A 13,136-nucleotide genomic window follows, 5' to 3' on the forward strand; every position below is an offset into this window, starting at 1 on the left:
ACAATCAACGCGGCAATGCGATAAATCCCTCTTCCAGCCCATGGACTTCTATACCTTCCGGCATAGCTTCCCCGACAGTTACCAGGCGGGATATAGCTTGATGTTTTAAATCCGGGCGCCAGTTTACGGTTAATTGTCCATTGTTGGCGCGTTTTAGTGCTGATTCTGGTACAACTATTCCCTGTTCATTGCGATAAATAACAATATTGACTTTGGCACTCATTCCGGGTCTGATGGGATAACCTTGATTCATAGATGAAGTCACTTTAATCACAACATCATAATAAATCGCCGATCCTGGTTTATCCGTACTCACGCTTTGCATCGCAATGGTTTCAATTTCTCCATCCAGAGGGTGCTCAGAAAATCCCTCCCCACTAATTTTTACTGCCTGCCCTTCTTTGAGTTTGGCGAGATCGGTTTCTTCGACCTGCGCCAGTACCTGATATTGGGTTGTGTCCATAATTTCCAGTAAAGGCGTTCCTTCAGTGACCCGAACTCCTGTCTGAATCGTTAAGAGCTTCTTACTTTCTCCCTGTGTTGCCCTAAGCACAACCCCCGAAAATGGCGCTTTGATTTCTTTATGTAGGTATTGTTCTTGTAGCGCCATATAGCGGCTTGTTGCATTTTGAAGCTCCATTTCTGCAACACGCACGTTATTAATGCTTCCTTTTTGTCGAATGGATGCAAGATCGTCCTGTACTGAAGCAAGTTCCGTCAGTTGTCGGCGAAGTTGCTGCTGGAGAGTTTCCACTTCCATTTTTGGCACGATGCCCCGTGAAAACAGAGCCTGTGTTTTGGCGAGATTATTTTTCAGTTCCATAACAATATGGTTTGCATTTTCGACGTTTCTTCTGGCCCGGATAACTTCCTGACTGTTTTCCCAATCATGCAATTGGTCAACGACAGATGAAGCCTTGATCATCTCAACTTGCGCTTGCCGAAGATCAATATCGATCTTTCGGGTATCAAGCATAACTAATGTTTGACCTGCTTTCACCCACTGCCCTTCTTTGGCCAAAACTTGTTTGATAATTGCATCAAACGGCGCGGGTATAGTTTCAAGACGTGCAGATTGTAGATGGCCGACCAAGCCAAGCCGTTTTTCTATAACAGTTTGTTTTACCTCAATCCATTGTACTGACTCCTGAGCTGGCGATGGCTTTAAGGATAAAAAGGTAAAAAAACAAGCCACCACAATAAATATGCCAGCGATGGCCCATCGATAACGTTTAATCATTGAGTGTTATCTCCCAGCTTTCCAGTGTAGTACCAAGAATTTGATCCAGTTCAGCCTGAGCATTGAGATAGTGAATAAGCGTATTCAGGCGGGCATTTTCGGCATTTCTTAGGTCGGTTTCAAAACTCAGAACCTGAAAGTTGCTGGATCGGCCAGCTTGTAACTTTTCCTGTTCAATGTCGAGTTTCTTTTGAGAAAGAGAACTGGCTTTTATTGCTAATTGATATTCCTGCCAGCGTGATTCTGTATCACGGATTGCATTAATGACTTTTTGTTCCAAATGTGCTTTTTCCTCCTCCAAGCGTAAGGTTTGCTTCTGGACATTGACTTTCGCCTGAACTTCTGTTTGTTTCTGAGTCATATCACCAATTGGAATATCCAATTTTATACCCACAAAATTTTCCCAGTTTCGGGTTTCAGAAGTAGAGCGATTCTGAGATGCGCCGCCAACCAGTGATAAATCCCAGAGCCGGTTATTTCGGGCCTGCAATAATTGAATATCGGCTGTCTTTGCAGAAAGTAATTGAATAAGGTAGTCAGGCTGCTGGGCTTGTGCCTTGGCAATTGATTGTTCAATATGCAGACTGATATGTGTTCCTTTTAGCGTATCTGTAGCATAGATTGGGGTTTTATGGTTTAGGGCAAGTAACTTAAGTAATGCCAGCCTTGTGGAATGCAGATTGTTTTCCGCCTCTTTTGCCGAAAGCTCCTGCATGGCCAGATCAGCCTGCGTTTGTATGATATCTGTCTGGGCCATTCTGCCTGCATCAATCAACTCTTTGTTAATCTCGACTAATTTCCGCATCCGCTTAAGGGAAGCAACTGATAATGATTGTTGCTCCTGAGCACGGAGTAATGCATGGTATGCGAAAATTATTTGCGTGATTGAATCGGAAATAGTCGCTTTTAAATTCAACCTATTGGTTTGTTCCTGGAGTTTAGCCAATAAGATCGGGGCATTGTTAACATCAGTTCCTGCTCCTCGTAAGAGAGGCTGTACTACAGTAATACTTGCACCATCATTATGAAAATTATTTACCCCAGATCTCGTGTTCTCACGCGTCCAGGAAAGAGTGAAACGCGTTCCCAACGGAGTGAGTAGTGTGGCATTCGGAGAAAGGTTGGTTTTCCTGAAATTTTCATCCTGATTTTTACCCGCAATGTAACGCCCACTTAGCTGTAGCTTTGGTGTAAATCGATCTTCTGCTACCCGTAAATCAAATTTCTGGGCGATACGATCCAGATAAACACTACGTATTGCGTAGTTATTTCTTAAACCAAGCGATATTGCATCACTCAACGATAAGCCTATCGCCTCTTCTGAGGCTTCCCGATGCAGACTGTAATCAGGTTCTCGTTCCTGTTCAGATGCAAGAAGCGCTGTTTGAGGAAAAAGGAAAAACAAGCTCAAAGAACCATAAAGAAAATATTTTTTAATCATCACGTAATGCCTGTACGGGTTCCATTTGAGAGGCTTTATGTGCGGGATAAAAACCGGAGATAAGTCCCGCCATGATTGAACTACCTATCCCTAAAGGAATAGACAAAGGGGCTAAAGAAAATGACCAACCAGAATAAAGGACAAAAAGAAAGGAGACGATAACCCCTGCCAGTGTACCAAGAATGGCGCCGGCCAAAGTCAATGCCGCCGCTTCATACAAAAAAAGGCGCCGGATATCCTGAGTTCTTGCACCTAAAGCCATACGTAACCCGATCTCTTTTCGTCGGGCGGAAACGTTCATCAGCATCACATTTGAAATAGCAATACCGCCGGTAAGCAGTGAAATACCAGCCAATCCGATCAACATAAAGGAAAAGGTTTTGCTTTGTTCTGTCTGTCCTTTCAGGAGTTGCTGGGCTACCCGAACGTCAATATCAACCGCTGGAAACTTGCGCTTGAGCAACGTCAATAAATCTTTCGCATCGGTTTCTGTAGTTGCGTTCGTTATCGTGCGAGCAATGATGCCATTTAAATCGGTATTGGGTGAGATTTTACGCATGGCATTAATGGGCGCAATCACCACTGAATCCAGCGAAAAAGGAAAAATAGGGTTTTGCCCTTTTATATCGAAAATACCAATTACGGTGTATAAATAGTTGCCAAGCTGAATCTGCTTGCCAAGTATACGGGATGGCTCCCCTTCACCAAGGGTAACAGCGACTTCATTACCAATGACCACATAAGGAGAGTGCTGATCATAATCAGTGATAAATCGTCCATAACGAAGTCGCAATTGCATGACTTTCTCAAGTTCCGCAGAGGAACCTATCATGGTAAATGTTTCTGTTTTCCCGTTATAGCGCCCAGAAGAAGGATAATAGATCCAGGGGGCTGCGGAAGATAAACCCGGAACCGCCGTTGTCAGATCGGCCATTGTAATTGACTCACTACCGACCCCATGATCATAGGAATACAAATCTACTGTAATGACGTTGATATCCAGCCCGCTGAACATCTTCAACGCAGCCAGTGTCGCGTTATGTCCGGTATTAACAAATGCCACAACCGAAGTGCAACCAATAGCAATGCCCGATAAAGCAAGCAATGTACTTTCCCTGTTGCCATTAAATTCCGCCAGGCTTCTCGCCAGATCATGAATATCGACATGCCATAGTTGCCATCATGCATGGATTGTCATCCCTCTGGTTTCATGTAACTGGCCGTCAACGATACGTAATTCACGCTGCATATGGTTTGCAACCATAGCGTCATGGGTTATTACGACCAGCGTCATCGCTTTGTCTGTATGAAGAGAAGAAAGTAGCAATAAAATTTCTTCTGCGGTTTGTCGATCCAGATTGCCGGTGGGTTCATCAGCCAACAGTAACGAGGGTTCTCCGGCCAATGCCCTGGCGAGCGCCACTCGTTGTCTCTGCCCGCCAGATAAGTCTGCCGGATAGTGAGTAGCACGATGTGAGAGGCCAACCAAATGCAGTTTTTCTTTGGCAATTTTATGGGCCAGCGAAGCAGAAATACCGCGGTAAAGAAGTGGCAAAGCGACGTTCTCTGTGGCTGTTATTCCGGCTAACAAATGGAAACTTTGAAAAACAAAGCCAATTTCTTTATTGCGCATTCTGGCACGAAGATCAGCATCGGCTGTTGACATATCAACACCGCAAAGAAAATACTCACCAGAGGTGGGTTTATCCAGCAGGCCAAGGATATTTAATAATGTACTTTTACCTGAACCCGATGTTCCGACAATAGCGCAACTCTGACCGGCATAAATTTGTGCGGTGATATTTTTTAGAACGGGTATTGGATTCTTTTCGCCATGTTGATAAATACGGGTTAACCGTTGCATATTGATAACAGGTGATATTGGTATTGTGGGATGAATCGAATTTATTATATCCATTATTTTTATAATATCCCTCTTTTTTCTATCTTTCAATATCTACCAACCTTAAATCAATATTGTTATAGTGAATTGCGTTGTAATTATAAATATATTATTTTCTCTCTGTGAATAATAGTTAAATCATTGTTGTTCATAAATTATGATAATAGAGGTTGTATTTCTAATCCAGAATATAAAAATATAGTCAGCTTCTAAATTTTAAAATTGCAACGTCGTCAGATGGTGATTTAGATTTAGCGTGCGTTATCAAATAAGACTTTATAAGTAATATATTTAAGTTTCAAATTCCAAAAACGATTACAGGAGAATGTTTATGTTTAAGAAATTATTGACGGTTGGGGCGTTGGCTGCTGGTATTGCATTAACTGGAGGAATTGGGTCTGCATCGGCAGGTACTGCAACACTTGCCAAATGCCCATCTCAGGATAAGTCATATAATGGCCGAGTGTATTTGAGATATGTAGTTAATCCTCATAATGCTTTTGCTAATACATTTACAAGAGATGGCATTAAATGGTATTTTCAAGGTCCTTCATTCCAATGTTCGTATAATGGAACTCTGGGGCTTCTATAATGCTAACCAATATAAAGGTAAAACTAAAACCTAGTAACAAATTTCAGAATTTTCACACTAAAAAACCTCGTTAAATAACGGTGACTATCATTTAATGTCGTAATTAAAACCCTGCTGGAATTTTCAGAATTTTCACACGCTAAAAAAACCTCGTTAAAAATAACGGTTTACCTCTTAATTATGCTTTTCTACCTTTATCATGGATTTTGAATAAATATATTTTCCCTTAATATAACTCACTTTAATTGTTTTTAGGATATAATTTACTGTATTTAATATAAATTTATTATTAATTGTAATTTATAGAAATATAATAACTCATTATAATGACATGATGAATGGTTATTTCTCTATTATGAGATTTCTAAGTAATGAGAATAGTGATTAATCCAGTATTTCTAATCATCAGAATATAAAAATAAAATCAGCTTCTAAATTTTGAAGTTGCAATATCGTTTATTGGTGATTCAGATTTAGTAAAGTTATTAAATAAGTACATGATTATATCGCAATGCCGATCATAATCAATTAATTTTCTGTTAAAAAAAGAGCTTCAGGTTATAACCCGAAGCTCTTAGGATCTTGAAGTTGCCTTATATCCTTTCAGTTATAAAGCTCGAAGGATGGCTCCGACACTTTCTTTCGCATCACCAAACAACATTTGTGTATTCTCTTTAAAGAACAATGGATTCTGCACTCCAGCATATCCCGTATTCATCGAACGTTTAAATACAATGACGTTTTGTGCTTTCCAGACTTCCAAAATCGGCATGCCAGCAATAGGGCTTGAAGGATCTTCCTGAGCGGCTGGGTTTACCGTGTCATTGGCGCCTATAACTAAAACCGTATCTGTTTCAGCAAAATCGTCATTAATTTCATCCATTTCTAAGACAATATCGTAAGGAACTTTAGCTTCAGCAAGTAATACGTTCATATGCCCCGGCAACCGCCCCGCAACAGGATGAATGCCAAAGCGAACATTTATACCCTTCTCTCGTAATTTGGCTGTAATGTCATGCACAGGATACTGTGCTTGAGCAACTGCCATACCGTAGCCTGGAGTAATGATGACTGAGGTGGAACTTTTCAACAGTTCAGCGACATCTTCCGCGGTTGTTTCTCGGTATTCTCCCAGCTCCTGTTCATCGCTTGAAGAACGACCATCTGTACCGAAACCGCCCGCGATGACGCTGATAAAGGAGCGGTTCATCGCCTTACACATAATATAAGAAAGGATTGCCCCCGAAGAACCCACTAAAGCCCCTGTGACTATCAGCAAATCATTACTCAGCATAAAACCGGCTGCCGCAGCCGCCCAGCCTGAATATGAGTTCAGCATGGAAATAACAACTGGCATGTCTGCCCCGCCAATCGAGGCAACTAAATGCCAGCCAAAAGCGAGAGCGATAACTGTCATCATCAGTAAAGTGAAAACTTGCAGGCCAACAGCTTCTGTTTTAATAAAGGTGAACATTAAGACCAAAGAGACGATCAAGGCGGCCAGATTAAGTTTGTGTCGGTGTGGCAACATCAATGGCTTGGAAGAGATTTTTCCACGTAATTTACCAAATGCGACAACTGAGCCAGTAAAGGTTACAGCACCAATAAATACCCCAAGGAAAACTTCTGTCAGATGAATGTTTTCCATAATGGAGCTGGCAAAATTATCATGAGTGATAAAACTATTGAACCCAACCAGAACCGCCGCCAGTCCGACAAAACTGTGCAGGATAGCCACCAATTCTGGCATTTCAGTCATTTCCACTTTTTTGGCAAGACGAATACCAATAACCGCCCCGATGACCATCGCTAAAATAATCCAGCCAATGTTGCCAGTATCAGGTCCTAATATCGTGGCAATCAGCGCAATCGCCATACCAACGATACCAAAAATGTTACCGCGTCTGGAGCTTTCGTGGCGGGAAAGTCCGGCAAGGCTGAAAATAAACAAAATGGCGGCAACAATATAGGCTGCTGTCACTATTCCGTTCGATATTACTCCGTTCGACATAAGTTACCCCTTATCCTTTACGAAACATTTTCAGCATACGTTGAGTGACAGTAAAGCCACCGAAAATATTGATGCTGGCAATTAACACCGCAATGAATGAGAAGAAACTCACCCATCCCCCTTCACCAATTTGCAGTACGGCGCCAACCACAATGATCCCGGAAATCGCGTTGGTGACGGACATTAATGGTGTGTGCAATGAGTGACTGACATTCCAGACAACGTAATAACCCACCACACAGGACAAGGCAAAAACAGTAAAATGAGATAAGAATTCTTTTGGCGCAACATGTGCTAACCAACCATACAGGATTATCACTAGTGCGAGTGCACCATACTTTAGCCACGGAGATTTAGGCTTTTCTGCTGGTTTCTCCTCTTTCTTTACTGGCGTCGATTTGGCAGTTGCTGGTGGGGCTGAAACTTGGATAGGTGGAGCTGGCCATGTGATTTCACCTTCTTTAATGACAGTGACACCACGAACAACGACATCATCAAAATCAATGGTGATTTCTCCATTTTTTTCTTTGCACAGTAGTTTCAGCAAATTGACCAGATTTGATCCATAAAGTTGTGATGATTGAGTCGGCAATCGGCTGGGTAAATCTGTATAGCCGATAATTTTCACCCCATTTGCTGTCACAACAAGTTGATTGGCTTGCGTGTATTCACAGTTGCCGCCAGTTTGAGCAGCCAGATCGACAATCACGCTGCCAGGCTTCATGGAATCAACCATTTCTTTTGTGATAAGTCGTGGTGCCGGTTTCCCCGGAATCAATGCAGTTGTAACGATAATATCGACTTCTTTTGCTTGTGCAGCAAACAATGCCATTTCTGCTTTGATAAAAGCTTCTGACATCACTTTTGCATAACCATCACCACTGCCCGCTTTTTCTTTGAAATTTAATTCCAAGAATTCAGCCCCCATGCTTTGTACTTGTTCCTTCACTTCTGGACGTGTATCAAAAGCACGGACAATTGCACCAAGGCTACCGGCTGCACCAATTGCTGCTAATCCGGCAACCCCTGCGCCAATGATCATGACCTTAGCTGGTGGTATTTTGCCCGCTGCTGTAATTTGCCCCGTGAAAAAACGACCAAATTCATGGGCAGATTCAACAATGGCACGATAACCCGCAATATTTGCCATTGAGCTGAGAGCATCTAAAGATTGTGCGCGGGAAATTCGAGGAACTGCGTCCATAGCAAAAACAGTTACCTTACGTTCTGCTAATTTTGCCATTAATGCCGGATTTTGCGCTGGCCAAATAAAACTAATCAGCGCAGCACCTTCTTTCATTAAAGCAATTTCATCATCTTCAGGGGCATTTACTTTTAAAATGATATCTGATTGCCAAACTTGATGGATTTCCGCTATATCAGCTCCTGCTTTTTGGTAAGCAACATCACCAAAACTGGCAAGTTGCCCTGCGCCTGTCTCAACTGTGACGTTAAACCCCAATTTCTGCAATTGCTCCACGGTTGATGGTGTGGCAGCAACGCGCGCCTCATTGGAAAGTCGCTCTTTTGGTACACCAATACGCATAATGTTTCCTTCTTTAAGAATGAAATATTGCTGATTATTACCTTGTTGATGCCTATTTAACGATTAGATTGACTTTATTGCTGCTATCAGCAAAATCTATCAATAGAATACCAAATAGTAACTTAATGAAAATAATGTCAACGAATTATCATAAAATCAGAAAAACAAAATGACCTTTTAATGTAAACAATTATTTGACTCAAATACTAATCCAACTTCAAAATGCATGTTATATTTCCCCGCTGCGCAGGGAAATATAAGGCCTCACGTCATCTTGCGGATTGCAACTTGGGGTTTGTACATAACTTACTATGTTTATTAAAATTCTTAGTGTTATATACTAAAATCTAGCAATCGTTTCTTTAGAAGGCATAATTTCTTGCGACAATTGGCATTATTACATGTAATAATTGCATTCTATGTGATGCATAACAATGTTCAGCACGTTATAAATATTTTAATGCGCAAGGCGAAAGGATTTTTTATGAAGCTGAAGACAACGATCATCGCGACTGCGGTGTTCTCACTAACCACGATGACCGCTGCACATGCGGCTAAAGAGTTAACTCCAGAACAAGCGGCAGAGCTTAAACCTTTTGAGCGGATCTCAGTTACTGGTCGTTTTAATGCAATTTATGAAGCGGCGGATGCGGTTTCCCGTCAGGCCGATAAAAAAGGCGCTGACAGTTTTTACATTCAAAGTCTTGATGATCTTAATGGACGAGGTAATTTGCGTGTTGTCGCCGATTTGTACCATAAAGATGCGGAAAAAGCAGATAAAACACCTAACTATCGCATCTACCGTGGCATCAAAGAGTTACCTAAAACTGAAGCCATTACTTTAGAGCCTTTCGATACTGTCACAGTGAATGGTTATTTCCCGACTGATCCTGACCTGAAAGAAGCTATCGCTAAGGCAGCTAAAAAGAAAGATGCTGCATCTTTCTTTATTGTCCGTGATATTGCACCGAATAATGGTGGAAACCAAATAGTCACAGCCTATGTTTATAAAGAAGATGCGCCCAAACGTAAGGTTCAGTCTAGTGAGGCTATGATCCCAGCCGATTCTGAAGCAGGACGCCAGGCTCTGGCTCAAGGCGGAGAGGAAGCTAAGAAAGTTGAAATTCCAGGTGTTGCTTCTTCAACTTCAACAAGCAATGTGGTTGGTCGCTTTTTTGAAACCCAGTCATCAAAAGGTGGGCGTTACACTGTAACTTTACCTGATGGCACAAAAATTCAAGAATTAAATAAAGCCTCCGCCGCTCTGATGGCTCCATTCGATTCCGTCACCTTTTCTGGTTATTACACTACCGCACCTGAAGTTTCTTATCAGGTTGCTAAACGTGCAGCAGAGAAAGGCGCAAAATACTACCATATCACACGGGAATGGCAGTCTAATGGTGGTAACGTTACCATCAGTGCAGATTTATTCAAATAATCATAGTGTTGTAGTTCAGTAATTCATGAAAAAGGCACAAATATTCTTTGTGCCTTTTTCATCGGTTTTTTTGGTATTTTATTATTTGTTTGCATCAATAACCTCGTGGGAATTAACAATTCAATAACGTTACAATGCGGTATAATTCGCAGATTATCCTGTTTAGCCTCTCTTTTATTGATACCATTTACATAATTGTTTGTTATTTGTTTCAATAGAGTAAAATATATAACTAATATTATCCAAAGTGCTTATCTTGTGATCATCTCAATGTTTATTAAGGCAATAACACACATTAGAAAAATTATCCGTAATTTGTTTTCTTACTCCTCTGTATAATTTTATGCATAAAATTTATATTTTTTTGCATAGTAAACCATTGCATACAATCCTTTCACTCCGTAGAATCGCCCTGTTTTTAGATTTATCGACTAAATCCGTTCTGCAATCCATCGCATGGATGCAATAAATGTCCAATATGTGTTCGATATTCAGAACAAATGTTCTGGCTAATCGTGTCGATTATATTTTTTTAGGAACGTATCTTTGGAAAAGAAATTAGGCCTTACGTCTCTGACCGCACTGGTACTCAGTTCTATGGTCGGTGCCGGCGTATTCAGTTTACCGCAAAACATGGCGCAAATAGGCAGTCCTGCTGCATTAATGATTGGTTGGGGAATAACAGGCATAGGTATTCTCTTTGTAGCCACTTCCTTACTTTTACTTTCACGACTGCGCCCTGATTTGGACAGCGGTATTTTCACTTACGCAAGAGAAGGTTTCGGGGAATTAGTTGGATTCTGTTCTGCATGGGGATATTGGTTCTGTGCCATTATTGCCAATGTTTCTTACTTAGTTATTGTCTTTGCCGCGTTGAGTTTTTTCACTGATACCGAACACTCAGTAATTTTTGGTGAGGGCAATACTTGGCAATCGTTAATCGGTGAGTCTATTTTACTTTGGTTTGTTCACTGCTTGGTATTACGTGGTGTACAAACGGCTGCGGGAGTTAACCTGCTGGCAACATTGGCAAAATTATTACCATTGACCCTATTTATTATCTTAGCTGTCATTGCTTTCAAAATGGATGTGTTTTCTTTTGATTTCAGCGGCATTGAGATGGGTGTTCCTGTTTGGCAGCAAGTTAAAGACGCGATGTTAATTACTCTGTGGGTTTTTATCGGTGTTGAAGGTGCAGTTGTTGTTTCAGCCAGAGCCAAAAGACGCAAGGATATTGGTATCGCAACTGTACTAGCTGTGATTTCAGCATTAGGGGTATATGTGCTGGTAACCCTGCTTTCACTAGGGTTGGTCACCAGACCTGAATTAGCGGCTATGCGTAACCCTTCTATGGCAACTTTAATGGTCGGGTTAATGGGTTCTGCGGGTGAAATTGTGATTGTTGCTGGCTTGATCATCTCTGTTTGTGGAGCTTATCTGAGCTGGACAATCATGGCAGCAGAAGTCCCCTTTATCGCTTCTTTACACGGTTCATTCCCTAAAATATTCAAAAAACAAAACAGCCAAAAAGCCCCTGAATCATCACTTTGGATCACAAATGGCGCGGTTCAACTCTCTTTGGTTGTAATTTGGTTAAGCGGCAGTAATTACAATACATTACTCTCTATCGCTTCTGAGATGATCCTTGTTCCCTACTTTCTTGTCGGTGCATTTTTAGCGAAAGTGGCCTTTCAACGTGGTAGCCGTGCTTTACTCTTTATTGCTCTGGGTTCTTGTATTTATGGGTTATGGTTACTTTATGCTTCGGGGCTAATGAACCTCTTACTTTCGATAGTACTATACGTTCCTGGATTGCTGGTTTTTCTGTACGCACGCAGACAAAATCAGGAAAGAGTACCGTTAACTGTTACAGAAAAATCGACTATTGTGGTTTTGTTCTTAATAGCGCTCCCGTCTACATGGCAATTAATGCACTAATATAAAAAATCAACTATTCCAAAGAATCCGGCCCTTGTGCCGGTTTTTATGTCCCATTGTTGATCTTTGGGGTGATGCGGTTAATTAGGGTAGGGGCCCCCCCCTCCTCCTCCGTTGTAGGAAACTTCCCAAAAAAAATAATGGCTGACTATGGCCAAAAAAGTTTTGTTCTATTCTTTTATTTTTGGGAGATTGGAATGGTTAAAGGAGGTTTGCCACATGGCCAACAGGGGAAAAAACCCCCCTTACCCCCCCCTCCCAAAAAAAAGGGTTAAAAAGGAAGTTGGCGGCAACCCCCATAAGCCGTATTGTAAAGGTAAAAGGACAATTTCGGATACAAACCAAAGGGGAGGTCATTTACCGGCTGTTGTAAGCAAGAAGATTTTTGGCAAAAATAAACCCCCTCCCACACCCCGCAAAAAAAAAATACCACCCACGCTTACCCTACACTCCACAAGCCAACAACCAAAAAACGTGTGTGACAAGCTCCCCACTATCCGTAACCTATATAAAAAAATAGGTAATGTGAAAAAAAATTTATATTCCTGTATATAAAAAAAAAAAAAAAAAAGAGAGCCTTATCTATAACTAACACTCCCTATCTCTTTTTATGGAGGGGGAAGTATTGGGAGCGAACAAGAAACAAACAAAGGGTAAAGCACAACCCACCTTTCTTCTGTGGAGATTGCATGAAAAATTGTGCAGCTAAATTATGGTGGTCGCCCATACTGTTAGGTGCATGTCTTTAATTAGATTTTTTGCTTAAAAACCAACCTTTTATTATTAGTAGGTTGGCTTTTAAAAAAGGTAATAAAGGGCTTATTTTTTAAAAAAACCCAACAGGGGGTTGTTTTTCCTTCCGGTTTTGGGTTTTGTTTTGTTGTGTTATTCGTTTTTATTTTAAAACCCTTTTTTTTTAGTTTACGTGGTATTGTCATCTATTCCTAATAGATATATGTCATGATTTTTGTTTTTTGAGATGGTGTTTTTATAAATTTTTGATACTCATAAATATGTTGTAACTAAA

Annotated in this window: 10 protein-coding genes; 3 read left to right on the plus strand and 7 right to left on the minus strand. The window is 41.1% G+C overall.

Annotated features, from left to right (window positions below; translation table 11 throughout):
• Window positions 1–4: 4 nt before the first annotated feature.
• From ACSJJG_RS10170 to ACSJJG_RS10185, 4 genes are all read right to left on the minus strand, one after another.
• Window positions 5–1,240 (minus strand): HlyD family secretion protein, encoded by a 1,236-nt coding sequence (locus ACSJJG_RS10170; protein ID WP_481089281.1) that lies wholly within the window; start codon window positions 1,238–1,240, stop codon window positions 5–7.
• The gene (locus ACSJJG_RS10175) at window positions 1,233–2,681 is read right to left on the minus strand and encodes a TolC family protein (protein ID WP_481089282.1); all 1,449 of its coding nucleotides are present in this window, start codon (window positions 2,679–2,681) and stop codon (window positions 1,233–1,235) included. Before ACSJJG_RS10175 ends, ACSJJG_RS10170 begins: the two co-directional genes overlap by 8 nt.
• Window positions 2,674–3,786, minus strand: coding sequence for an ABC transporter permease (locus ACSJJG_RS10180; protein ID WP_481089283.1), 1,113 nt, complete (start codon window positions 3,784–3,786; stop codon window positions 2,674–2,676). Before ACSJJG_RS10180 ends, ACSJJG_RS10175 begins: the two co-directional genes overlap by 8 nt.
• Before the next feature lie 75 nt (window positions 3,787–3,861).
• Complete coding sequence (locus ACSJJG_RS10185) at window positions 3,862–4,599, minus strand: ABC transporter ATP-binding protein (RefSeq protein ID WP_481089284.1); 738 nt, start codon at window positions 4,597–4,599, stop codon at window positions 3,862–3,864.
• Between the two features lie 316 nt (window positions 4,600–4,915).
• Here ACSJJG_RS10185 and ACSJJG_RS10190 point away from each other — a divergent pair, with 316 nt between their 5' ends.
• Entirely contained in the window at window positions 4,916–5,176 is a 261-nt protein-coding gene (locus ACSJJG_RS10190) for an LCI fold-containing protein (protein WP_481089285.1), read from the plus strand.
• Window positions 5,177–5,783: 607 nt separating this feature from the next.
• Here ACSJJG_RS10190 and pntB read toward each other — a convergent pair.
• Window positions 5,784–7,172 carry a Re/Si-specific NAD(P)(+) transhydrogenase subunit beta gene (gene pntB, locus ACSJJG_RS10195; RefSeq protein ID WP_481090418.1) on the minus strand — a complete coding sequence of 463 codons (1,389 nt, stop codon included), beginning with the start codon at window positions 7,170–7,172 and terminating at the stop codon, window positions 5,784–5,786.
• 25 nt (window positions 7,173–7,197) lie between these two features.
• Window positions 7,198–8,733, minus strand: coding sequence for a Re/Si-specific NAD(P)(+) transhydrogenase subunit alpha (gene pntA, locus ACSJJG_RS10200; RefSeq protein WP_481089286.1), 1,536 nt, complete (start codon window positions 8,731–8,733; stop codon window positions 7,198–7,200).
• 484 nt (window positions 8,734–9,217) lie between these two features.
• Here pntA and ydgH point away from each other — a divergent pair, with 484 nt between their 5' ends.
• A complete protein-coding gene (gene ydgH / locus ACSJJG_RS10205; protein ID WP_481089287.1) occupies window positions 9,218–10,171 on the plus strand; it encodes a DUF1471 family protein YdgH in 954 nt (317 codons plus the stop codon).
• Between the two features lie 546 nt (window positions 10,172–10,717).
• Window positions 10,718–12,109 carry a basic amino acid/polyamine antiporter gene (locus ACSJJG_RS10210; RefSeq protein ID WP_481089288.1) on the plus strand — a complete coding sequence of 464 codons (1,392 nt, stop codon included), beginning with the start codon at window positions 10,718–10,720 and terminating at the stop codon, window positions 12,107–12,109.
• A 749-nt stretch (window positions 12,110–12,858) separates the two neighbouring features.
• Here ACSJJG_RS10210 and ACSJJG_RS10215 read toward each other — a convergent pair.
• Window positions 12,859–13,047, minus strand: a complete 189-nt coding sequence (locus tag ACSJJG_RS10215; protein ID WP_481089289.1) for a hypothetical protein — start codon at window positions 13,045–13,047, stop codon at window positions 12,859–12,861.
• Window positions 13,048–13,136 lie beyond the last annotated feature (89 nt).

This window comes from Xenorhabdus sp. SGI 60 (genome assembly GCF_056632175.1).